Source organism: Microbulbifer discodermiae (genome assembly GCF_040742695.1).
GTDB lineage: Bacteria > Pseudomonadota > Gammaproteobacteria > Pseudomonadales > Cellvibrionaceae > Microbulbifer.
The window spans coordinates 15,588-41,076 of the sequence record NZ_JBFLAB010000039.1 but is presented as its reverse complement, the minus strand read 5'-3'; the positions used below and the strand labels follow the sequence as shown (position 1 = coordinate 41,076).

The following is a 25,489-nucleotide window of genomic DNA, read 5'->3' as shown; positions in this document are numbered from 1 at the left end:
TTGACCCTGCTGAAGCGAGGTGCTGCGAATCCAGCTTTCCAGGGTCGCTGCATCATGAGCGGTAATTGTAAAAACGTCAGGAGTATCCATGTGACAAGTATACGTGAAATCAAATCACGTAACCTTATTTTCCGCATGGGCCACAAGCTTCACGGTCCCACCACTACCAAATGTGGGCCAGCCGCATTAAAATCCACTGCCATGGTAATACTCAGTGCGGTGACTGTAATAATGGAAATGGCAAATACCTGGCGCGCCCAGCGGGTAATATCAATACCCTGCCGAAAGCCGCGCATCGCCATGGCCAACCACCACAGGCTGGTTGCACAGGCAACCACCATAAAAGTACTACCGGTATAACCCGCCAACGGCAATAGTGCCGTAACCAGACCGAATACAACAATATACAAAATAATATGCCACTTGGCCTTGGCGATTCCCTGCGCTACCGGTAACACCGGAATACTGGCAGCTTCGTAGTCCTTATAGCGAAAAATTGCAATAGCATAGGCGTGCGGCATCTGCCATAAACAGAACATCAGCAACAGGATCAGTGCAGCAACGTCGCACTGTCCGGTCACGGCGCAGTAGCCAACCACCGGAGGAACCGCACCGGAGAGGGCTCCGACATGGGTACCGTAGACAGAGTGCCGCTTCATATACAGACTGTAAATACCTACATAAACCACATAGCCGAGTGCCGCAAAGGCGACACTGACCGTATTCGTATAAGCCATCAGCACGCCGAAACCAACTACTCCCAACAATACACCGTGCCACAAGGCCGCGCGCACAGATATCTCACCGGTCACTGTCACCCGATTTCGGGTGCGCTGCATCCGGGCATCAATATCACGGTCAATACAGTTATTCAGTGCGCAACCGGAAGCCACCACCAGAGATAAGCCAATTAGCGTGGCAGAAAACAACAACCAATCGATCTCACCGCGGGCGGCGAGAAAAAAGCCTCCCGCTACCGAAATCAGGTTTCCGGCAATGATCCCAGGCTTGATCACCTTTAAGTAGCGGCCAAAGTTAGTCTTCATATCAGTGCATCATCATCGCGTTGGATGCATAGATAACCCATATCGACAGACCTACAAACATGACGATGATTAATGCGGTGAACAGAAAGGCGAAAGTATTGGCCTGTCCCTTTGTAGAAAAGTTCAGATGCAGGAAGTATTTCAGGTGAACAACCACCTGTACCACCGCCAGGACTACGATCAGAGGAATAGCGATCGACTTGGAAAAGTAACCGGTCATCGCCGCCCAAAAAGGAATGACCGTCAGGATAACCGACAGTACAAAGCCGATCAGGTAGGACTGAACGCTGCCATGGTCTGCATTATGGCCTGCGCCATGAGCAGCAAGGTGATCGACATTTTGGGTAGAGGAATGCGAACCCATTACATGACTCCCATCAGGTATACAAGGGTAAAGACACAAATCCAGACAATATCCAGAAAATGCCAGAAAAGACTGAGACAGCTGAGACGAGTCACTGTCTTGCTGCCCAGGCCGCGCTTGACGACCTCGGCCATCATTACCAACATCCACAAAAGGCCGGCAGTGACGTGCAAACCGTGCATGCCGACCAGGGTAAAAAATCCAGACAGGAAAGCACTGCGGGACGGGCCATTACCCTCGACGATCAGGTGGTGGAATTCATACACTTCCATGCCGATAAACACGGCGCCGAGGGCAAAGGTCACCAGCAGCCAGGCCAGAGTGGCGCTCTTGTTCTGCTTGTGGGCAAAAAGTAAAGCGAAGCCGTAAGTGATACTACTTAACAACAGTGCAGCAGTTTCTACCGCAACATAGTCCAGCTCGAAGATATCCCGACCGGAAACACCGCCGGCGGTATTGATAAACAATACCGCGTAGGTGGCAAAGACCGATGCGAAGAGTACACAGTCGGTCATCAAATAGATCCAGAAACCGAATACCGTAGTATCACTGGTGTCGTGGTGCTCGTGGGTATCTTGATCCCAGTTTGATTCGTCGGCCAGGTAGGCACTATCCGTCATGACGTTCATGCGGTGGCCTCCCTGACTTGACGCAAATGGAGAGATTCCAGCCGCTCGACTTCGTCGGGCTGCACATAGTAATCCACATCATCGTTATATGCCCGCAACAGCAGGAAAACGACAACGCCGGCCAAGCCCACCGCGGCCAGCCAGCCTATATGCCAGATGGCGGCGAAACCGAACAGAGTAGCCGCACCGCCAATCAATAAACCACTGGGAGTGTTTTTCGGCATATGGATCGGTGTGTAGCGCCGTAGTTTTTGATAGGCAGTGCCCTGCTCTTTCATCTCTGTGAAGGCATCGATATCGTGCACCTTTGGCAACCGGGCAAAATTGTAGAACTGGGGCGGAGATGCGGTGGACCATTCCAGCGAGCGGCCGTTCCATGGGTCACCGGTTAGATCGGGATTCTTCTCGCGATCGCGAAAGGCCAGATAAAGCTGTATCAATTGCAGCAAAATACCCACCAGGATAATAAAGGCACCGATACAGGCGATATACAGCCAGATATTCCAGTCCGGATTGTTCGTCTGGTGCAAACGGCGGGTCATACCCAGAAAGCCCAGTACATACAGCGGCATAAAAGCCACATAGAATCCGATCTGCCAGCACCAAAAGGACGCCTTGCCAAGGCGTTCATTGAGGTGAAAACCCATGGCTTTCGGGAACCAGTAGGCAAATCCCGCCAGATAACCGAAGACGGCACCGCCGATGATGGTATTGTGGAAGTGGGCAATCAGAAACAGGCTGTTGTGTAGTACATAGTCGGCACCCGGCACCGCCAATAGCACCCCGGTCATGCCGCCAATCGTAAAAGTCACCATAAACCCAAGGGTCCAAAGCACCGGAACTGTCAGGCGGAGCCGCCCGCGGTAGATGGTAAACAGCCAGTTGAACAACTTAACCCCGGTCGGCACTGCGATGATCATGGTCATGATGCCGAAGAAGGCATTGACGTTGGCACTGGAACCCATGGTGAAGAAGTGGTGCAACCACACGATAAAGCCGAGAATGCAGATGACACCACTGGCCCACACCATCGACTTGTAGCCGAACAGGCGCTTACCGCTGAAGGTGGAGATCACATCTGAAAAAATACCGAATGCCGGCAAAATCAGAATGTACACCTCCGGGTGGCCCCAGACCCAGAACAGGTTGATATACATCATGGCGTTGCCGCCAGCCGCATTGGTAAAAAAATGGAAATCGAAGTAGCGGTCCAGTGTCAGCAGACCCAGTACCGCGGTCAGAACCGGAAAGGCCGCCAAAATCAGGATATTGGCCCAGGTACAGGCCCAGGTGAAGATCGGCATATCCATCAGTTTCATACCCGGTGCACGCATCTTCAGGACCGTTACCAGGAAGTTGACCCCCGTGAGTAGGGTCCCGATCCCCGATAACTGCAACGACCAGATATAGTAATCGACCCCTACCCCCGGACTGAATGACTGCTCCGACAGAGGTGGGTAGGCCAGCCAGCCGGTTTTAGCGAACTCCCCCAGGCCCAGCGACAGATTGATGAGCACGGCACCGCCGGTAGTCAGCCAGAAACTCAGGTTGTTCATAAACGGGAAAGCCACGTCCCGCGCACCAATCTGTAATGGCAGAGCGATGTTCATCAGCCCGATCATAAATGGCATCGCCATAAATATGATCATGATAATACCGTGCGCAGTGAAGATCTGGTCGTAGTGCTCCGGTGGCAGGTAACCCTCAGCACCATTTGTGGCCAGCGCCAGCTGGGTACGCATCATAATGGCATCGGAGAAGCCGCGTACCAGCATAATCAGTGCCAGCACGATATACATCACACCCAGGCGCTTGTGGTCAACCGTGGTAAACCAGTCGTTCCACAACACACCCCATTTTTTGTAGCGGGTGATTGCAATGGCAACTGCAGCACCGACTATAGCAACCACCGCCAGCGTGCCCATGATGATGGGCTCGTCAAAGGGGATGGCATCTAGAGATAATTTACCGAGCAAAGACATGGCTACTCCTAGCTCCTCTCAGCATCTGCCGCCCCAGGCTGAGCAGCGTTGTGTTCAGAAATTTCGCGACCGGATTTACCGACCTTTGGGCCCTTATTCCAGTCGTTATAGTTCTTCATGTACTTGTACATAATGTCGTGGAACAGGCCCTTACTCACCGAACCAAAATACTCTACCGGAACCTCAGAACTCGGCTTGGCCAACTGCGCATAGCTGGCGTTATCCAGCCTGTCTTGGTCCTGCCTGAGTGAGTCGATCCAACGTTGGAAACCGGCGTTGTCGGTAGCCACAGTCTTGAATTGCATACCGGTAAAACCGGCACCGCTGAAATTGGCGGAATAGCCCTCGAAGGTACCCGGCTCGTTGGCGATCAAGTGCAGTTTGGTCTCCATGCCCGCCATGGAGTAGATCTGGCTGCCCAGCTGGGGGATGAAAAATGAATTCATGGTGGATTCAGAGGTGATCTTAAAACGCACCGGCACATCCGTGGGGATCACCAGCTCATTCACCGAGGCGACGCCCTGTTCCGGATAGATAAACAACCATTTCCAGTTCAGCGACACCACTTCAACAGTCAGGTGTTTTTCCTTGTGAGCCAGTGGCTTGTAGGGATCCAGTGCCTGGGTCGAACGCCAGGTGATCACACCAAGGATCAGGACAATCGCCACTGGCACCAGCCAGACAACTGTTTCGATCCTGGTGGAGTGTGCCCAGTTGGGTGCGTAGATTTCATGATCCCGCCCTTCCCGGTACTTCCAGGCGAAGTACAGGGTCATAACGATCACCGGAATTACCACCAGCAACATCAGTAGGGTCGAGATAATTATCAGGTTCTTCTCATCGACACCCACTTGGCCTTTGGGGTCGAGCACGCCACCCTGACATCCCGCCAATGCGAACACGGCGGCAGTCAGTGCTGCGCTTTTAAGGCTACGAACTAACACGAGGACAGATCCCCTCCACTCAGAGGTTTACCACGGCCGCCTAACAAAAGTGAAAGGCAGAGTGAACAACGCACTGGAGGCGCCCCTAAATTAGGAGCCAGCCATCACTTGGCGCCAATAACCGGCAAGACAAGCAGCCAATGGGCAAACCTGTGGCTGCTACACCCAATCAGATGTGTATAACAAAGAGATTGTTGTAGGGCAGACCGGCAAAATCAGCCGGTGAAGGGAGGATCTCGGCTGCCGTGGGCCGCCCGAGGTGCAGAGCGCAGTATCGGTGTGCACGGCATTAAGCTGCGCTGGCGCAGGGGAATAGCCGCGCGGAAGGGCCTGGCCATCGCCAGCAGAAGCAGATAGTGCCTATAGTTGAAAAGGTTCCAAATCAGCAGGCCACCCAGCAGCATACTGGCCGACACATACACACCAGCGTAACTATCCAGGGCCGACACCAACTCGATCGCATCGGAAGCCAGGCCAAATAGAGTCAGAAAATGGAAAAAGCCGATAGCCGCACAAGCGATGGGCACAAAGGCCAGCACAGACTCAACCCACCGGCCCAGCCTGGGGCAAGGGTTTAGATTCGGTAGTGCAGAGGGCCTGAGCGCTTTCAATACTTCATCCAGCAGCTAGCAATTGAGGATTGGAGTGCATGGGCTCGATCAGAGGGCGAATGAACAACGACAACACCTCGAGTGAGCCTGGATGCGTAAGCTAGCAAAAATTTCAGAATCACACAAAGACTATTTATTAAGCGGGCAACCCAATAAGCTGCCGGCCTAATGCGACACGAGGATATGCCGCTGCCGGGTGGGGACCGGCCCAAGCCCTTGAAAAGTAAGTAATTCTGTAAAATTGCGCAGCTGTTCAAGAGCGACTATCCGATGGATAAGGGACCAACAGTTGGATTGCCGGTTAATGGGCAAACTTCTCAGCGATACTTTCAGGGTATGTTGAACTCTTGCCGCTGCCAGAACCTGACTGATCAACCAGTCCGGGGCCACCAATGACTAGATGGTGACCGCTGGTCGGCCCCATTAGCCCGGTCACTATCCCCCAACTGCAACAATGACCCTTAAGTCAGGGGCTCAAAATATCCACCATTCACACCCACCAATGGGCCGGTCAGGTCATCCCGAAGCTACCAGGAAACACGTGAGTCCGTTTGCTTGCCATCCGAACCGATCCAGCTGTAGACAGGGATTATGGTTCAGTCGGAGCGGGCTTGTTCGCCCACTCCTTCCATTGCCAAATTGTTGTGCAGCGAAAGCGCAACCTACTTGGTGCTGCTCTCTATGATTTGGCAATGGTGAACAACTCGATATCCACTTCCGCCGCTTTTACTGGCATCAAAAAGCAGAGGTCATCCACTGTGGGTTCTGTCCAGACTTGGCCGGCAGCGCACTTTTGGCGACTTTATCAATTGCAGATGTTATTGGTATCAACTCACTGTAGTTGGGACAGGGTTCCTTGACTGTTAACCTTACAGCTCATAGGTTGCCGCAAAAGCCCTACCTGAGTTTTCTTAGCCCACCTACAAATTATCGGGTTAATAAGAAGCTAACTACAGGCTCCCTCCCCGGGAGCAGGCAAGAGATTTTCCAAACTCTCCAATCCAATAAAATTACTTGACCATTACAAAAATTAGGGAAAAAATAAGATGTTTTACAGCCTGGCTAATCATTTAAAAACAAGGCACAACATTGACCATAAAAAAGCGGCTAACCTCACTATTTGCCCGCTGGTATACCAGCGACAAAAGACGTGCAAAACTTTACCGGCACGCGGAACGGCAACTGGCCAGGCAAAATCGCCAGGGCCAGGGTGACTGCTACCTTCGCGCAGATGACCCCTACTCCTATTTATTGAGCCAGTTGATCCCCAGGTTGTGCGAAAGTTACCCTCTCAACTTAGATCCTGTTATCGTTACCCGTCTTCCAGACAATTGTTATCCGGAACAGCAATTGCTGGCTGACTATGCCCTTGGGGACTGCCAGCGTTTGGCGGCCGCCTATGGCCTTGAGCCTCCAATAAAGCGCAGTGCCATGTCGGAAAAGGCAAACCTTGCGTTATGTAAAGCCGCTCAACAACCTGACCCCTGGTCAACTATAGCCACAATTTTTAAAGCGTTATGGGTAACACAGGAAGCTATCCCCGGCATTCACAGTCATGAAATTGCAGAACTGCGAAAACAGCTCCAAGACAACAATCTTCTTATGGCAAAACGCGGCCACTATCTGACGGCCATGATTGACTATGCCGGAGACAAATACTGGGGGCTGGATCGGCTACACTATCTGGAACGCCGCTTTAATGATGGTGAACTTCTATTTCCATATCCCGACCAGGAAATGTTGGCAGGCCCCGCCGGGACCGGGAAAGGTAAATCATTGAGTTGCTACTTCTCCATCCGCAGCCCCTATTCGTATATTCTGTTGCCCAGATTGTTTGCACTGGCGGATCACTATAAGTGCCAATTGGACCTTAAACCCCTACTCCCTATGGTTACCCGGGGCCTGCCAGTTCCTTCTGTCAAACGATTTTATATTTTGTTGGATGTCAAACGCGAAGCAAACCGATACAAGATACCCTTCGGTTATATTTCCGACCCATTGGGTAAGGGTGTGGAGAATGCGCTGGCGCTGCACGATTATGCCAAAAGCATGGGGAAAGAACGTGCATTTCTGCTGGCCATTACCAAAGCCTGCTGGTCGGAAGGAATCGACCTTTCCAACACCAAAAACCTTCACTCCATATGCCGGCAACTGGAACTGGATTGGCCAAGCTGTGAACAGGCCTTACAAAATGATAACTGGCGATCTGTTGTGGAGGAAAACCGCCAGGAACTCTATGAGTATGGGCTCTGGGGCGTGCCGGCTATGACAGTTGACTCCCTTGTTGTATGGGGACAGGACAGATTGTGGATGGTCGATCGGTATCTTAGGGCCTGTTGACACTAACTGAGTTGGCCCTAGTCAAACCGAGTAATTCAAAAAGCCCGACGCAGTAGTAACCAGACTGTTAGCTTATTAAAGGTACGACAGTTTTTTGGCGCTAACAATGCGCCTTTATTTTCTATCAGAGCATTTTATAGTCACTACATTATACAGAAGAGATCGTCAAGCGCAGAAAAATCCTGGCCAACTGTGAACAGCACAGTGATTCACGAGGCCTGCGCAAAAATTAAGCACCAAAGATGGACAAAACCCTATTGCCCAAGGTAGTGAAGATTCTAGCTGCGCGAACCGCTGTATAAACCTTAAATAAGCTATCACCCCCCATCTCTATATCTCACCTACGAATAAAAGAAAAATATTACCAACCTTCCTAATAAAGGATTAAGGCGACAACTGTGCTTATCCACTTCTCAAAAAAAGGAGCAAAGATATTGAGGAAAGTCCATGATAGTCACGTTATTTCAATAGTTAATAGCGTCTAAAATGAAAAATTATGCTTTTCAACTAAAAATGTAATGGGGTGTAATAATCTGTAATGGGACGTAATGGATACCTACTCCGATTTATCGCAGAATGGGATGCGGCATTAATACCGCCGCCTCAACGCAACAGGTTTTTATTAAATCAGGAAAACAGGTGAATTTTTTCTCAATTTCCGTCACGCTGAGTGATGTCTAATACTGGGTGGTGTATTAATTAAATATCCCCGACTATAGCCGCGGAAAATCTAAGTTTCTTTGATTTATTAAATTTTCTTTTTTCTTCTTTTTGCAGGGCATTAATTGTCCTGTATTTGTAGCGTTGCGTGATCATTAATCGGTTTCTCTAACTAACGATTAACCCTCGGAGGGGTATCCATGAGTCTTTCCGACCAGACCTTGTCCATTGCGGATTTTCGCCGCCTGGGCGCATTTGAGCTTTATCATGAGGCAGAAGTGAAAGCCTTTGTTGCCGGTAAAGATATAGCGGCCGACGCAGCCGCACAGGAAGAAATTTCCGATGATTTGTGTTTTCGCCTGGGGGATATGTTTGCATCTCCGACAAAATTTCCCCGTCTATTGTGGCTGGCCCGACGGCCGGGCCTGTTGCCCGAGCAGCTGGTGCGGCAGTTTGCTTTTGAGGTAGCTAGCGAATGCCTCAATCGATTGTCTAAAGAAGGAGTGCTCTCCGATATTCGCCTCACCGCCGGAATAGCCGCTGTTAAAGCCCACCTAAAGGGCGAGCGCCATGTGCGGTCGCTGGAACCGCTACACCGTGCCGCCGTTCAGGCGAGGCTGGATCATCAGGAGTACGCCTGTGAACGGGCCTCCGATGGTTGCCACGCAGTGGAAGCCGCCTTGGACCCCAGCGCTTACGAGGCTGCGGCGGAAACCGCTTACGCCTTTTTAGGCCTGTTTGACGACACCGAAAGCGAAGCCTGGATCCGCACCTGTTTGCGGGAATTGATCCAGAACGCCGACTGAACTTTCGGGCCTTTCCGGCCCAGCCTTTTCTGATCTTCTTTCAAAACCTGGCTGCCTGGGGCGGTCACTTGGATAAATGGAGTTGTTTATGGCTCAGATTGATATGAAAGCCGATGCACCTGTGGGCGCGATCGTCGCATTTTTCGGCAATGATCCCACCGTACTAGCCGATTATGGCTGGCTGGTCTGCGACGGCGCCTCTCTGCCGCGCAGTGACTGGCCGGATTTGTTTGCAGCTATTCAAACCGCGTTTGGTTCCACCGGAGACGAAGAATTTTCTCTGCCCGATCTGCGGGGGGTTTTTATGCGTTCACCGGATCTCGGCGCCGGCCGCGATCCCAATGCGGCGGACCGCACAGGGTCCGGGCCAAACGGCACTGGTAATGACGGGGATGCCATCGGCAGCCTGCAGACCTGTGCCACCGCTCAGCCCGTCAAAGGCACCTTCTTTATCAAAGACAACCTCAATTTTGGCGGCTATAAAACCCACGGTGGGTGTAGCGACAGCGACCGGATCAAGTACAAAGATGATGACACTGCGATCTCTGTTACCGGCGGCGATGCGGAATCCCGTCCTATCAATATCGCTGCCCACTATGTGATCAAGGCAAAAGCCAACAGTGCAGTGGACCCGGCTATTGGCGAGATTCCCCTGGGGTGCTCTCTGGCCCTGCCCTATGATCCGGACAAACGGGACGACAATCCCGTGGATGACTTTTGGCGTTATTGCAACGGCCAAACTTTTATCGGCGCACAGGGCAGCACTTTTTATCCCTTATTCGAAGCTATCGGGCAGGCCAATGGGGGCGAAGAGGAAGAGGAAAACAAACCGCTGCGTTTCGCCATTCCCGATCTGACCAGTGTCTTTGTCCGTGGTGTGGCCGGTGACCGCCAGGAAGCAAGCCTCTATGATCCAGATCGTGACGAACGCGAAACGCCCCGCCCGGATCTGTCTATCCCGGGCAATGGTGGCAATGCCGTTGGCTCCTATGAAAATTGGGCCACGGCCATGCCCAACAATCCCCTGACTGCAAAACTCAAAAACTATCCGTTCAGCAAGACCGATGGCTACCAGGCCGGCGCCGCTTCGGCTTCCGCGTACAAGACAGATACCAAAAATTTTGATGTCGAAAGTGGGGACGAAGAAACACGGCCTCTGTCCATGGCGGTGGGGTGGTATATCCGTTTTCTAAAATCCGGCCGCTCCGATGAACCCGGAGCCTATTTGCCCCTTGGCAGTATTGTGGCAACCGGCAGTGCGGTGGAAGTCAGCCAATGGCAGCCCTGCAATGGGCAGGAACTTCTGATCAGTGAATACAGTGACCTGTTTAAAATTATTGGCACCACTTTTGGTGATGACGGTGAAACCACCTTTAATCTCCCGGATCTGCGCGGCAGATTCCTGCGCGGTGTGGAACGCGGCGGTGCTGGCCAGCGCAATCGCGGTGAAGCGCCAACGTCGGAAGGTGAGTATCAGGATGCGGCCACCGCCCAACCCCACAATGCCTTTCAATATCCGGTGAAAGGCTACCCAACCAGTAAAAACAATATCATCAATTACGGCACCGGCACGAAATTATTAAAGATCGATGGCAGCAAGACTTTAGAGACATCGGGCGGAGACGATGAAACCCGCCCCATCAATATCAATGTTCAGCACCTGATCAAAGTACTGCCCTGAGCCCGGCCATTCGATCGCAACAAGGAATTTCCAATGACTCGTTATCTCAACCCCACAGCCGTAAGGCACCAGGGGCGCGGCGTTTTGATCGCCGAACGTTTTCAATCCGATCCAAACAGCGGCGTCGAAACCCGCGAGCTGGTGTATAACATTCTCGCCCTGAATCCCGACATCACCGATGACGGGCTGGGTTGGCAGGGTTTTTTGCAACTGCCCGATCAGGATGCCCGCCAGACCAGCGTGTCCGGTTTTAGTGTATTGCGGGTAATGGGGGTCGACGAATTTAACGGCCCCGCCCAAGTGGTCTCCGACGAGCGCCATATCTATCTGTTCCGCCCCGACGGCCACACTTTATCGGTGGAGCGCTTCCTGCTGGTGGAGGCGGCGGACCCCAAGGCCCGGGACGGGCGTGGATTTGTACTGACCCCGGATTGGGAAGTCCGCTTTCGGCGCAGTGGCAATGCAAATTTACCGGCATCTGCGGACGATGTATCCGCTTTCCGCAATCCCGACGGCGTGCCCTTTCTGGACCCGCGTCGTTACCTGTCCCTGGCCCCCGGGGCCAGCAAGCTGGATCTGGCAAAGGGATTTCATGTGATGTTGCTCGCCGATGGCGACAGCGGCAAATTGATTTGGCGACTCTTTGCCCGCAGCTCTGACGGCACCAATTTGCTGAGCTATTCGATTCCGCGCCTGGACGACGGCTGGTTCGACCTGGGTGCGGTCAAGCGGGACGACTCAGGGTTGGTATTGCCCGTCTCCAATCTGACCCTGGCGCTGGAAACCGAAGACAAACCCAGCCCGATGCAACTCACCGGTGCCATTGGCGCCACCTTGTATCAGCGGTTGGAGCCTATGGTCAGTGCCGAGGGCGAAACGGTGCAGATGCGCACTGCCAGCCGCGTCCTGGTGGCTTGCCCGGCCGTGTTGTCGCCACCGGACAATGCGGCGTGTGAGAAGGGTGAGACGGGTGAGACAGATGCCCGCCTGGCGACGTTGGACTTCGAAGTGGACAGTGCGGGGGGCACCCTGGCCTTTGACGGCAGCGAAGCAACCCGGGTTCTGGTGGGGGAAACCGGACCTGAAACCCTCAGTGTGGATTTTCCACTGCCGTCTTCGGCAACCATTGCCTCACCGGTGGCGGCAACCCCGAAGTTCACCCTGCAGGCCTGGCTGTGTCCACAGCGCGGGCCGGTAGCTGCCGACCAGGCTGCGGCAACACGCCTGTTGCTGTCCCAGTCCGGCAGTATCGAGCCGGCCAAGCGGGGACCGACGCTGGCGATCGTCAACCAGTTTCAGGTACGAATAACCTTCGGCTCCGGTGAAGCGGAGGTGTCCGCCACTACAGTGGGCAATGTGCTTACCTATGGCGTTTGGAGCAATATCTCGGTCACCTTTGACGGCACTACCATTCAGATTTATATGAACGGTGCCGCGGTGCCGGTGGAACAAAAAGGGAACCCCGGCGAGGGGCCCGTCGGCGAGATCGATCGCCTGGGTGCTGCCAATGGCGGCTTCGTCGGGCAAATGACCGAAACCCGGATCTGGTCTCGCGCTCTGGACGGCGAGGAAATCCGCACGAGCTTGTTCGAGCCGCTGCCAAACCCCACCGAAGCGGATGGCCTGGCGGCCTACTGGCCCATGGACGGCGGCACCGGTACCACCATCGTCGACGCCTCCGGCAAGGGTCACGATGCAAAGATGGCCGGCACCGTCTGGACCGATACCACTGCGCCGCTGGCACGATCCAATCAACCCATCTATCAGCTGGACACCCCCAATCGCGGCTTGTCCGCTGGCTGGCTGACGCCCACCGACACTTATCCGGCATTCGGGCCGGTGGTCGCCGATGCAAGGCCCTGCGCCCTGGCTACCGGGGATGGGCCCATCCACCTGTACTACCCGGCGGCGGAAACGCGCCTGCTGACCGCCGCCCGGCTTTCCGGTACGGCAACCCGGGCCTTTTTTTCCGGCGGCTGGTCGGCGGCCGATGGAGACGCCACGGTTGAAACCGGCGGCCTAGTATTTATTTCCCGCCAGACCGGGGCCTACAACAGTTTTACTTCCATCGACCTGGCTGCGGGCGACGACCCCCGCGTAACCGATGCCACCTTCGGCGGGGTCAACACCGGCAGTGGTTTTGCCGCCAAAACCCTAATGCAATTTGTGCGTTCCTCCACCACTGCGACAGAGATCTGGCGCGGTGTGCCCCGCCGGCTCGGTTACTTTGACCTCATTATCGCCGGCAGAGCAGTGGCAGACCCGAGCGATGGCCGCATTGGTGAGGGCCGGGCGATTTTTTATGACTATGAAGGTGTCCGTAAACAGGTCCTAATCGGCCTCGGACACCCATCGGCACTGGCTGGATTGCGGGTCGTGGGCACTTCAACCGGTGACTACAGTCTGGCGACTCTGACCGGTGCCACCAGCGACAATAAACTCTCTCTGAGCCTGAGTGTGGCTACCCCATTGGGCGAGCCTGCCATTGTCAGCTTCGGCCCAGTCACCGCGTCCGCCGATGCAATGATCAGTCTGTTGCGCGGTGGCGCGGCCGATTCGGCCTATGCGGAGACGAAAAACTCCACCCCCGCCTGGGCCTTGCCTGCGGCGTCCAAAGACCTGTTTGTAATGGCGCCCCGTCGCAAGGACGGAAACTTTATGGTGGCCTCCGCGGTGTTTACTTTGTCCGCCGGGGAATCCTTGTATCTGGCCGATTTTAGCGCCGCCCTCACACTCAGCGATGACACCCAGTTGGCCGCCAGTTGGAAAAATGCGCCCCGGGATGCGGCGGCTTTCGTTGCCTTTCTGAGTACCGATCCAACGCCGGAACAGAAGGCGGTGCTGGACCTGCTGACGTTTCTCGATTGCACCGAGGGCATCGCCCTGGATGCCGATTCAGTAAAAGTGGAGCAGCAGAGCAATTTGCGCTATGCCACGGCTTTGGTTGCAGCTTTTCGCGAGGGGGGGGACGGAACCCTACCCGACAGTTTCGACCTGACCGCCGAAATACTGCAGGGCGTGGATGGCTTAAATGTGGAACCGGATGCCAGTGTATCCTCCGCCGTCGTTTCTATGCAGGCGTTGACCAGGCCCAAGTCCGGTTATCCCGCCGGCGTTAATCTGGCGAAGACCCCGGTGGGTATTGCTCTGGCCAGCGCCGGCCGGGATGGCGGCTGGTTGGCGGATCCCCCCCGTTACGCCGAGGCTTTCAACGGCGCCGGCGCCCTGTCCGTGGACCTGACCAAACTGGTTCCGGCACCAGACGTCTATGAAGCACCCGGGCCGGTGACCATCGAGAGTTGGGTACAACCCGATCCCTCCCGCCGCGCAGCGGATCGGGATCAGGATACCTTGCAGAGTTTGCTGCACTTCTCCGCCGCTGAGAATGGCATCTCTTACACCCTCGGCATGAAACCGGCAGAAACGCCACGCTTTTTCGAAAAGGTCCAGTTCGCGATCACCCAACCCGCCGATGCGGAACCGACGGATCGCCTGGTGCGCGACAATCAGTACACGGTGCAGATTTACCTGCGCCCGTCATTGATTGCACCCGGGACCTGCGCATTCTGGACCCGCACTGCCGATGCCAGCGAGGTCAAAGAGGCGTTGTCGATCCGCGTGCTGGCGGCGCAATCCGGTGGGCAACCGCAGAAGTGGCGATTGGTTTTTAATTCTGCCGATATCGAGATGGAAGTCCCCAAAGATCTGTCTGCCGGTCAATGGACACTGGTTACACTGGTGCGGGACAACAGCGATGTGGCCATCTATCTCAACGGTGAACTGGCACAGTCGCGCGACGATGTGCCGCCGGTGTCGATCGAGCAAAACCGCTATACCGTGGCAAACCCTGCGAACAACGATTTGTTTGAGTTCGATCCCAATGAATTTGCCGCCTGGAATCGGCCGCGTACCGCCGAGGAAATCCGCGGCAGCTATCTGATGCCCCTGACTGGGGCGGAACCCGGCCTGGCGGTTTTGCTGCCTCTATCGAGAAAGGAAAACAACTTTGCCTTGACCAACCTGTGCCGCTGGACGACCACCATCTACGATACCCAGCTCACCAACCGGCCGTTTTTCACCAACACCGGCCTGTTCTTCGATTTGGTGGGCGCGTTTGGCGATCATGCAGCCATGTCCTCCACCCCGGCGCTGGCGCCTGGGCGCTGGCGGCATGCGACTGTAGTCCTCAACCGGCGCGGCGCGCTGGCGCTTATGCCGGGGCAATCGGCTGCCACAGATGGCGTCCGCGAGTCCCGCGTCGGTGGCAGCTTTAGTCTGGATGCCCGTATTCTGTTGGCTGGCCAGAGTCTGTCGCGTCAAGTGGTTGTCAGCCGCTTCGGCAACGAATTGCCGCAGCAGTTGTACGAATTGGGAGTGCGGGAAGATGGTCAGGCCTATGCCACGATACGCCTGCAGGCCGTCGGCAATCATCGGCTCAGTTCCGACCAGGGGCTGATTACTCTGCTGGGACCCCACGACCGGCGTATCCTTCCGGGCGAGCCCCATCATCTGGCGGCCACCCTGGCACTGGAAACTTTTAACGACAAGCGCACCGGCCGCGATGTGACGGCGCTGCAGGGAAGCGTCTATGTGGATGGCGTGGGGGGTGAACCGGTGATCGATCCGCCGGAAGATATCGCCACCCAACGGCTGGTGACGGTGATCGGCGGCAGTGGTTCCGGCTTTTATAGTGAAGGGGAAACCGTCACTATCACTGCCACCGACCCCACCCACTTCCGCGGCTGGTACGCCACGGTCGATGTGGCGGATCACGCCCTATTTAAAACCACTCTGACCATGGGGAGTGGCGATGACTTTGTAGATATCACCGTCGCCGCCAATGCCTTCGTCGATCCGGTGGAATTTAATCAGGCCAACTCGCTCACCCGGGTCGGTCAGTCCGGTGGCCTGGGTGATGGACCTTTCAACGGTCAGGTTTCAGACGTGCGCTTGTGGGGCCTGGCCCTGGATACGGCCGCTGTCAACGAACTGTCCGCCCAACCCGGCGCCAGCCCCTTTGATGACAAGCTGGTTTCCTGGTGGCCGTTTACCGAACAGTCCGGCCGCCTGGCCAAGGATGTGATTGGTGGGAATGACCTCACCCTGACCGACAGCACCTTGTGGACCTGGTTCGACGCTGCCACCGCGGCCTTTTATATCGATGGCCAACCCCTGCCTGCCCTGGGTATGTCACAGCCGCCGGTCAGCACCACACCGAGGCAGATGCGTATCGGCGGTATGGTAGAAAACAGTGCCGGCCGTTTCGGAGCCGGTATGCGGGGCAAGCTGGATGAGTTGCGACTGTGGCGCGGCCAGCGCACCCGCGAGCAGATTCTCAACAACCAGGCCCGCTACCTGACCGGGGCCGAGAAGGGGTTGATCGGCTATTGGCGCTTCGACACCGGTTCTGGCAACGTGGTAGCCGATCGCACCATCCACCGCGGCGATGCCCGCTACTATGACAGCGCCGGCAAACCGGCCACTATCCCCTGGACCGCTTCCTCGGCACCGGTGGGATTCGACGCGGCTATCGTCGACGACGCTCTGGATACCCGCCAGAGCCCCCAGGCGGTGCAACTGGCCGATGCCGCTACGGCCATTGCCGTGTTTGAGTATGGCGACTCCTTGCCTCTGCCCGACGGCACCCTGCAGAGTGTCCTTAAACGCAGTTATGTGTACGAGGGCATCAGCGGGCTGAGGGATGACACCGGCTACAAGGTGGGCGACCTGGAACGTTTTTATATCGGCCAGGTACAAACCGACCCCACCGTGTTGGGGTATGTGGAGGGTGCGCCACCCTTACCCAGTGAAAATCTGACCCGGCCACTGACCGAGCCCGCCGATGTGGATACCTACAAGGGCATTTCTGCGGTGTCCCTCTCCGATCAGATGGGCCAGGGAGTCAATTACAGCTCCAGTCGGGAGGATTCTTCCACCAAAGACTTTAAACTGAGTGTCGGCGCCGCTGGGGCGGCGGAAAAGGACGAAGTGATCGGCATACCACCGATCCAAAGCGCGGTTAAATCCGTCAAATTCGAGCTGAAACTGGGCGGCGTCGTCTCCGCCACCCTGGAGTCCAGTGAGAGTGAAGAAGGAGGATTGGCCGCCAGTGCCGACCGGGCTCTTACCCAGCGGCTGGCCAATGGCGGCCAGTGGGAACGCAAAAACCCCGATGGCGAGTACTTCCTGGATAGCGGCGAGCGCCGGTTTATTCCCGGTAATACCGGCTCGGCCCTGGTCAAGTCGCGGGTGGCGGACCTGTATGGCTTGCGTATTCCCGCCACTGGTGCCCTGGTGTCTCTGTCCGCGGAGCCCAACCCGGATATTCCAGAGGATATCAATATCCTGCGCTTCCCCATCGATCCGCTCTACCAGCTTGCCGGTTCACTGGATGGGCGCATCGGCCTGCAAAAAGCCCCCATGACAGAGTCCAGTTATTACAAGCCCAGGGAGGCCTATACCCTCAAGCGGGATGTGGAACGGCAGCGCCAGGCGCTGGCTGCTTATTTTGAGCAGACCAATTTGCAGGCGCAGTTGGGAGACGGGGTTGATATCAGTGCTATTGCGCGGGCTAACCCTCTCTTCTCACCAGATCTGGAAACCCCGGTACGCGATATGGTGAACACCTATGTCTGGTCCGCCGGCGCTGGCACCTATGCCGAATCCGAGGGCTTTAGTACCGAATTGAGCGAGAGCTACAGCCTCGGGAACTCCACGGAAATCGGCAAGGGTTTCAATTTCAGTATTTTCTTCACCATCTTTGGTGGGGGTGTCACCATCGAGGGCGAGGCGATCTGGTCCGACAAAGTCAGCTTCAGCGTCACCAAATCCCTGTCGCGCAGTCGCGCTTTGCAAATGGAAGTTGAAGCGGCACCGGATAGTTTCCCCTTCAAGTACGACGAGAATGGGGAAATGAGTAGTGAACCAGTGCCCGGCAAGGTGGATGGCTATCGCTTTATGACGTTCTTCCTTGCCAACCGGCAGGACAACGCCTCCAACTTGTTCAGCTCAGTGGTGGATCAGCGTTGGCTGCGAACGTCACAGGACCCCAATGCCGCTGCCATGCGCCAGGCCGAAGCACTGTCTGCCGGTACAGCGCCCTGGCGAATACTGCACCGCGTGACCTATGTCAGTCGTATCCCCCCCCGGTTCCAGGCAGTGCCTTCTCTGACCGACAAAGTCGCACTGCCCGAGGCCCCGAATCAGGATCAGAATGCCGTATTTCTGGATCTGGTGCGGGCCAAGCTTCCCCCGGGCGGTGCCTCGGCTGCGGAGATTTCCGCTGCAGTACAGGTGATACTGGAAACCGATATGACCGCCCTGGCACCCTGGTGGGCGGACTTTTTGGCCGCAGCGCAGGTGGATAACTCCCCGGAGCAAACCACCTATCGCCAAATCCTCTCGGATTCCATCGACTACGCCATCTCGGTTATTGGCGTGAGCGCCTAACTGTGCCTTGACCCGCTGAGCGCCCGCCGGATAAAAAAGCCGGCGGGCGCGTGCGAGAAGCGGGTCGTTAAATACGCCCGCTACAGATTTCACGATTATTTCACCGGGCACTTCCTACTATTGGTCAAAATGTAGGGAAAATGCTTATGTCATATGTCAAACATTCCATTAACCTTGAAAAGGTAAGTCACTCCTACCGGAGCGCCACCAGTGAGGTACAACTGTTTAAAAACCTGTCTCTCACTATTGAAACAGGGAGAAGCCTATCAATTGTCGGTGCATCCGGGGCTGGAAAATCAACATTGTTGAGCCTGATAGCGGCACTTGAGCCACCCACCAAAGGACATATTACCTACCAGCTGGGCGATCAAACTCTACCTGCCGAAAAACTACGAAAAAACAGTGGTTTTATCTTCCAACAATTTCATTTAATACCAGAATTGGACGCACTCACCAATGTGGCGTTACCTCTCCTACTCCACGGCGACAACCAAGCCTATATGAAAGCCTCGTGCTGGCTGGAGAAAATCGGGCTCAGCGCAAGGTCGTCCTTCAAATCCAACCAACTCAGTGGTGGCGAACAGCAGCGAGTCGCCATTGCAAGAGCCTTTATCTCCGAGCCGCATTTTGTCTTTGCCGACGAACCTACTGGCAACCTTGACGAGGATACCTCCGCACATGTCTCACAACTGATGTTTGATTGTGCCCGCAAGACAGGTAGCGCCCTGGTGCTGGTCAGCCATAACCCCACACTTGCCGCTGAAGCCGATGATTGCTATCGGCTGAGCCAGGGCAAGCTGGAGCTAAGGCAATGAGAGATATCACCCTGGTAAAGAAAATTTTCCGTAAAAGCATCGGTCAGCGCGATCAGTTACTTGTCCTTGGAATCCAGAGCTGCTTAGTGTTTTTCCTGGTAACACTCTCCCTGACCAGCGCATCCATTCAGGAATATCTCGCCAAAAATCTGCAGTCGTTACTGGGTTCTGACATGGTTATTGCTCAGCACTACCCTCTCACCCCTGGGCAACTGAATAGATTGCGGACTTATGGCACAGTGGTCTCAGAAACCACTGTGCAGGTAGTAAATATAACCCGGGGAGTAAAGTGGCAGCGTGTACAATTGAAGCAGGTAGACAATAACTACCCCGTCCAGGGCCAATTGACTTACAGCACAACCATGGGCGGAGTAGCAAAAGCAACCAGCAGCCCTCCCGCCGAGGGTGAAATATGGGTGGACAGCCGGGTCGCCGCCCATCTCAACCTCTCGATCGGTAACAAGATCACCCTCGGAAAAACGACTTTACGGGTCGGCGCCATCCTTGGGCATGAGCCTGACCGTTTGCTGGAAGGCCACAATGTAGAGATGCGCGCTCTTGTTTCCTCACACTCCCTTATTGACGAAAATCTGGGTACCGGCAAAATACAACATCGATATTTGATTGCTGCAAGTAGTGCTTATTCCAGGGAGGCGGTCACGCAATGGGTTTCTGAGACTCTGCCCGAGGCACAGCTCCTTGACCGTCACAGTGGCCAACACCCACTTTCGAGGCAGTGGCAAAGGATAGAAAACTTCCTTGGCCTTGTCTCGGTTATATTTTTTTTCATGGGCATTATTGCTCTACATATGGTCAGTCGGCGTTTACTGGAGCAACAGCAATATCGTTTTGCGCTATATCTGTCCTTTGGCGTGTCCCTAGAACGCTGTGTCCGCATGTCCATCTTTGAATGGGGAATGATCTTTATATTGGCCCTCGCCCCTGCACTGCTCCTTGCCTACAGTGCTCAACATCTGATAGTGATGTCGCTGCAAAGCCAGTTTGCGGGTATCGCGGCCGATTTCCATTGGAAAAGAGTGCTGGAAACCCTACAAGTGGCTTTTCTCGTCCTTTTCTGCAATCAGCTGCCACTTTTCTGGCAGTTGAAAAACACCGCCATCACCACTTTGATCCGAAAACAAAGCCAGTATTCAATGCGCTGGCAGCTACTTGGGAGTAGCTTGGCGTTGTTTATCTTAATTGCCTGCTACTCTGATAACTGGCTGCTTACCAGTATGGTTATCGCAGCAATGGTATCTACTATCCTGCTGATGTTAGTAACCACCTGGATTCTGATAACACTAGCCGCCCAGGCCAGCCACAGATTTTCTGGAATACTTTCCTTTGTTTTCGCCATCATGAAACAGCGTGTATTCAGTAAATTCACACAAATTTTTGGGTTCGGACTTTGTATGACTCTCTTGCTGTTTTCCCTGATGTTGATGAGAGATATCGGCGATGCCATGCACAGCCAGCTGCGCCAGTCCAATGGCAATCTTCTAATCTCCGATGCACGGGATTGGCAAATGGATGCAATCTCAGCATGGTCACGAGAAAGTGACAGCAAAATGCGTGACTTTCATGTCTACACCCCCGCCCTACTCAGCCGTATTCACGGCAGGCCAATACGTGACCTTTCACTACCACCTAGTGACAGTCTGACACGGCTGCAACATCCAATCAGACTGAGCTGGTCTGAGCAGATTCCCACGAATAATAAAGTATTACAAGGTAATTGGTGGTCGCCTGATGACAACCACTGGCAGCAAGTATCGGTTGAGGGCGAAGTTCTTACGGATCTCGGACTAAAGCTCGGTGAAAAAATCAGTTTTGACCTGGAGGGCAAAGAGTATGAGTTTACAATAGTGGCCAGCCACGACTTCAAGCCGGGAGGAAGCCAGATCACCTTTTGGTTTCGCATTCCCTCAGTGGCAGTTCAGCATATCAAGCCAAAAGTCCACTATATGGGCAATATGGAGCTACCCATGACAGCCTGGGAAAAGCTCGGTCAACTACTACGAAAACACCCTTCTCTGGCCCTGACATCCCTTCAGGAAATTACCGAAAGATTCGATAAAACCATGGCCCTAGTGAGAAAAGTCGCTGTCAGCTTCAGTGCAGCTATTCTCCTTTTTTCCTTGATTGTGATTGCCGCATCCATTGCCGGCTTTGAGAGCGACGACAGAAAGCGGCTCGGTCTGCTACTCAGTATGGGGCTAAAAAAACGGGACTGTCTCAAACTGGTGGGTTATGAGTGGTTAATTACCGGCCTGATTGCAGCAATCGGCTCCATCTTAGGGATATGGGTGGCTGGGAGCTTGATCTACAGCTCTCAGCTGTCGATGACTTATAATCCCGACTACGCCTGGCTATTGAGCACACTTGGCATCAGCTGCTTTCTGGTTTGTGTAACCGGTCTTTTGTTCTGCCGCCGGAACTTCAAAGTTTCCATTTGCGAGCTTATCAAAGAATAGGTTCACCAATGAAAAATATAAACTATTTAATAACAACTCAAGTGAAACTCCTCTATGCACAGGAGTGCGGACGGGCTCAAACCAAGGACCCTCTGATTAAGTCAGTACTGCCCCAGCGGAGAAATACAATCCAAGTGACGCCACACTCCGCCTACGGAGCTTTGCGCCGAGTCCGCTGGCTGTCCTACAATCGCTAGAAAAGCAACCAGCATTCCCCGCGACTGCGTCTAACTGGCACACTCAATGCAAAGCCTCAGCTTGCGCTGACTTAATCAGAGATTCCATAAATCACCGCTAGTGAAACCTGCGATGAGTTTGCGACGGGAGAGGGGTGAAAAGCGGATTTCCCACAGGCAAAATTTGGGCATGGGGAATTTCTCATCGTGCTGTTTTAAACGTCAGAGATGGTAAAACTTTTCGTTATTCTTGTATCTGGGAGCAAGGGAAATCCGAGTTAGCAGTTTATTGAAATGAGGTCAGAAGGTACAAAAAGCCCACTCGCAGCGGGCTTAAAACTTATTTTAACTGGCGGGCGTCTTACCTGGAGCCACCAGAAATTTAATCTAAATTATACATAACTTGAGATATTTGACTCTGCGGCCTTAGTGCTTATTGCACCTTCTCTATGCAGAGCCTAGAAAAACTCAAGGTGTCAGCCAGCACCACCGAAAATACCATCAGTGGTACATGGTAAATGGCTGTAGCAAGTGGGATCACCGTCATTCCCTCCGCCCAAGTCGTCACCACCACCCAGACCGCTGCCACCTGTACCGCCGCCAGAGTCGCCCCCACTACCCCCACTACCAGAACCCCCTTCATCTCCAGAACTTGCAGGAATATAGCTTGTCATGTAATGCTCATTGCGCATAGACTGATACGTGTAAACCGCTTTATCGCCGGTCGTAGTCGATGTAACAACGACTTTGTCACCTGACCTCCATCGACTCACATCCTTATTGACTTCAGTTTTAATATGTAAATTCACTTCCTCCGTGTTAGCCACATCACCATCCATACTGGTGTAGTAAGTTGCTGCAAACGCAGCCACGGCAACAAAACAAAGCGACCAAAGAAAAATATTTTTCTTACTGTGCATAAAAAACCCTTATTTTTTATTAGAATATAAAGATACAACAATTGCTGTTTTTCTGAGCGTATACCTCCTTTAGAATTGGCCCCTTCTGATATGGGTACAATACGGCTTCCAGATGCTGGACAATTTTCTGGTTGTGATTCTTATAAATAATGGGTATATATTGACTATATTCTTCAAAAATTATTTGTGCTGTCTTTGAATAAAAATAGGCCCGGTTAAAATTGACTTCGACACCCTGGCCATAAAAATATGTAGATGATAGTTGAGCTAAAGCTCGCACACTGCCCGATGCCCATGCAGCTTTTAAATACTCGATACTTGATTTTCTAAATTCATCGACCTCATCCTGGCTGAAAGATTCATGATTTACAGGCAAATAATTAGGAAACTCCAGTTGAGCTGTTACATATCCGCCATCTGCGGCTGCTTTTAAACTCTCATACTCAGATGGCAAGTGATACTCTTCAAGCTTTTTACATATATCGGATGAAACTGGAATGAACTTAGTCCTGCATAGATAATGCGCCTTATATAAATTAAAAGCCGCTCTAGGCTCAACAGGTTTATTTAAGTAGTCATTGATATTAAAGTCCCGAACACCTACAGCCATTGGACCATCGCCCGCAAGCTTCTTGAGTTTTGCCCCGGAGAATATGTCTTGAAATTTTCGCTCTTCAGATTCCCTTATCGGTCCCTTTTCAATACCATCCTCAACGCTGGCTTGGTTGAAGTCAGTATTTTGAAAGTCTTTTTCAGCAGGTTTTCCTTCCACCACCTTTGGATTCTCATTTATTGCATCAACGGCAGAGGCATTAATAGGTTCACGCTCATAAAGAGAAAAATAGAGCACAACTCCGACGAAGCCGGCAAGAGAAAAAGCAAAGATGGTTCGTTTATAAATCTGCATTACATGAATTCATCTATTTATCGTTTAGAGTAAATTTACGCTAACCAAAGGTGGCTAGCAATAGATAAAATTATTCGATCATAAAAAAATGTAAAGTTATGGCATGTTAGTCACACATGCTTATATACTTGATAACGATTTATTCTTTTCCAGCGCAACGAAAACTTCCAATAAATTACTCAACTGATTCTCATGACAAGTACTTTTTGGCTTTCAAGGACAACAATCCAATCGGTGAAGGTCATCGATTGGATTGCCAGGTTAATAGTAGTTAATTCTGAAAAGGCTATTCCCCGTAATTGACCTGCCGGGAATGAGGAGCCCACCTCAAGTGGGACTCCTCCAATGCAAGAAAGCGAACAGGTCCAAACTAGGGATGGGTAAACTGCAGCCGGGCTTTCTGGAACCTCAGCAGAGCTGTCGCGGCATCAAAGCGCACGCGAACCAGATAGTAGCAGCTCTGGGTATCGATGGGCCGGGAAGCGGTACTGACTGCTGCAGACCCAGTGAGCGTATCGGTACTGGTACTGGTCGCGACGGTTGTAAAGGTGATGGCACCGCCAGCAAAAGCGGGTTGACAGATTTCAAAAAGAAAAGCCGTCATCGACGAACTGGGGTCATTGTCGGACCACCACCACCTAAAAAATTGCAAGACACCACCATTTGGCAGGTCCTCAACCTGGGCATCGGCAAAGGCCTCAGTGCCCAGGCGGCTGATCTCGGTGCTGCCACCGGAGGAAAAACGCCACTGGGTCCCGGTGGTGTCCACCCGCCCAAAAAACTCCTTCGGTGCAACCGGTGAATAGTCGACACTGCCGGATGGAAATAAATTGGGGTGAACAGCGAGATCCCTGTTTACCGAAGTGTCGCTTTCGAGATCAACCCGGGTGCCGGTTAAATCAACGCCCGCTGCCACATAGACATTGCCTGCATCCGGCGCAAAACCCATTGCCCGGAGCATGTCCGGGTCCGAAACCGGTATATCTGTGGTTGCTGCAAGAGACGACTGAGCATTGATCGCCAAGCTTAGGCTCCCGAAAATCGCACCGCCAAGCAAAATATATTTGATTTGCTTTAACATCCTAAAATCCTCCATGAATGGATTGAAAGAGAAGGCCCACAACCCCACCGATTAAAAAGCAGGCATTCGATCGGAAAAACCCTGTTTCCGGCAAGGTCCGGACCAATCTAGGCTGCAAATATTACGGTGTGAATACGAGAGCAGAATATTCTCTGCCTACTGCCACAGGACTTATTCCACCTCTGACACCGACTCAGTCCCAATAATCGTATAACTAGTAATCTGCTGTAAAAGGCTTCGCCAACAACCTGCTGTCTCGAATAGGGTGGGCCGGGTAGTAAATAAAATATGCGACTGCCCGGTTTGTCACGAAAATTTTGCGAACACGCGCCACAAACCAAGCAGGAAAAAACTTATTCAACAAGCTGCTAAGTCCTATTGCCATTGAAATCAGTAAAACACACATCGCAAACAACGATTAGCACAGCCAGCGCTATCATGTCAATTTATTTTGCTGACGGAATTTCACTCTATTAATTTTTATTTTCTCTTAACAATGATGATAAATAGAAAAAGAAGATTTATGCGAGAGTTGGACCTTGAAGATTTTGAATTTAAATCAGTATGAAATTCAACGAATCATTATTCACTCTGCAGGTTATTT

General features: G+C 53.2%; 15 protein-coding genes. 6 read left to right on the top strand and 9 right to left on the bottom strand.

Translation table 11 applies throughout. The features are described 5' to 3' along the window. Positions 1 to 149: 149 nt before the first annotated feature. The 6 genes from cyoE to AB1S50_RS13650 form a co-directional block, all read right to left on the bottom strand. Positions 150 to 1,046, bottom strand: a complete 897-nt coding sequence (cyoE, locus tag AB1S50_RS13675) for a heme o synthase (protein ID WP_367151374.1) — start codon at positions 1,044 to 1,046, stop codon at positions 150 to 152. Position 1,047: 1 nt separating this feature from the next. Beyond that, positions 1,048 to 1,410: a cytochrome o ubiquinol oxidase subunit IV gene (gene cyoD / locus AB1S50_RS13670; protein WP_367151373.1), complete on the bottom strand. Its 363-nt coding sequence runs from the start codon at positions 1,408 to 1,410 to the stop codon at positions 1,048 to 1,050. Beyond that, a complete protein-coding gene (gene cyoC, locus AB1S50_RS13665) occupies positions 1,410 to 2,039 on the bottom strand; it encodes a cytochrome o ubiquinol oxidase subunit III (RefSeq protein WP_367151372.1) in 630 nt (209 codons plus the stop codon). Before cyoC ends, cyoD begins: the two co-directional genes overlap by 1 nt. Beyond that, complete coding sequence (gene cyoB, locus AB1S50_RS13660) at positions 2,036 to 4,021, bottom strand: cytochrome o ubiquinol oxidase subunit I (protein WP_367151371.1); 1,986 nt, start codon at positions 4,019 to 4,021, stop codon at positions 2,036 to 2,038. The genes cyoC and cyoB overlap by 4 nt, the downstream gene beginning before the upstream one ends. An 8-nt stretch (positions 4,022 to 4,029) precedes the next feature. Further along, complete coding sequence (gene cyoA / locus AB1S50_RS13655; RefSeq protein WP_367151370.1) at positions 4,030 to 4,965, bottom strand: ubiquinol oxidase subunit II; 936 nt, start codon at positions 4,963 to 4,965, stop codon at positions 4,030 to 4,032. A gap of 215 nt (positions 4,966 to 5,180) precedes the next feature. Further along, positions 5,181 to 5,504: a hypothetical protein gene (locus tag AB1S50_RS13650; RefSeq protein WP_367151369.1), complete on the bottom strand. Its 324-nt coding sequence runs from the start codon at positions 5,502 to 5,504 to the stop codon at positions 5,181 to 5,183. Positions 5,505 to 6,665: 1,161 nt separating this feature from the next. On the opposite strand from AB1S50_RS13650, the gene AB1S50_RS13645 reads away from it, so the two are divergent. The 6 genes from AB1S50_RS13645 to AB1S50_RS13620 all read left to right on the top strand — a co-directional run bounded on the left by AB1S50_RS13645 (position 6,666) and on the right by AB1S50_RS13620 (position 21,801). Continuing rightward, on the top strand, positions 6,666 to 7,916 hold the full coding sequence (locus AB1S50_RS13645) for a DsbA family protein (RefSeq protein WP_367151368.1): 1,251 nt from the start codon (positions 6,666 to 6,668) through the stop codon (positions 7,914 to 7,916). 860 nt (positions 7,917 to 8,776) lie between these two features. Continuing rightward, positions 8,777 to 9,382, top strand: coding sequence for a hypothetical protein (locus AB1S50_RS13640; protein WP_367151367.1), 606 nt, complete (start codon positions 8,777 to 8,779; stop codon positions 9,380 to 9,382). Positions 9,383 to 9,470: 88 nt separating this feature from the next. Then, positions 9,471 to 11,063, top strand: a complete 1,593-nt coding sequence (locus tag AB1S50_RS13635; RefSeq protein WP_367151365.1) for a phage tail protein — start codon at positions 9,471 to 9,473, stop codon at positions 11,061 to 11,063. A gap of 33 nt (positions 11,064 to 11,096) precedes the next feature. Next, a complete protein-coding gene (locus tag AB1S50_RS13630; RefSeq protein ID WP_367151363.1) occupies positions 11,097 to 18,512 on the top strand; it encodes a LamG-like jellyroll fold domain-containing protein in 7,416 nt (2,471 codons plus the stop codon). 146 nt (positions 18,513 to 18,658) lie between these two features. Then, the gene (locus tag AB1S50_RS13625; RefSeq protein ID WP_367151362.1) at positions 18,659 to 19,327 is read left to right on the top strand and encodes an ABC transporter ATP-binding protein; all 669 of its coding nucleotides are present in this window, start codon (positions 18,659 to 18,661) and stop codon (positions 19,325 to 19,327) included. Then, positions 19,324 to 21,801: an ABC transporter permease gene (locus tag AB1S50_RS13620; protein WP_367151361.1), complete on the top strand. Its 2,478-nt coding sequence runs from the start codon at positions 19,324 to 19,326 to the stop codon at positions 21,799 to 21,801. The genes AB1S50_RS13625 and AB1S50_RS13620 overlap by 4 nt, the downstream gene beginning before the upstream one ends. Positions 21,802 to 22,453: 652 nt before the next feature. On the opposite strand, the gene AB1S50_RS13615 is transcribed toward AB1S50_RS13620, so the two are convergent. The 3 genes from AB1S50_RS13615 to AB1S50_RS13605 form a co-directional block, all read right to left on the bottom strand. After that, positions 22,454 to 22,897 (bottom strand): hypothetical protein, encoded by a 444-nt coding sequence (locus AB1S50_RS13615; protein WP_367151360.1) that lies wholly within the window; start codon positions 22,895 to 22,897, stop codon positions 22,454 to 22,456. A gap of 19 nt (positions 22,898 to 22,916) precedes the next feature. Then, the gene (locus AB1S50_RS13610) at positions 22,917 to 23,804 is read right to left on the bottom strand and encodes an SEL1-like repeat protein (protein WP_367151357.1); all 888 of its coding nucleotides are present in this window, start codon (positions 23,802 to 23,804) and stop codon (positions 22,917 to 22,919) included. Between the two features lie 370 nt (positions 23,805 to 24,174). After that, entirely contained in the window at positions 24,175 to 24,828 is a 654-nt protein-coding gene (locus tag AB1S50_RS13605; protein WP_367151356.1) for a hypothetical protein, read from the bottom strand. Positions 24,829 to 25,489 lie beyond the last annotated feature (661 nt).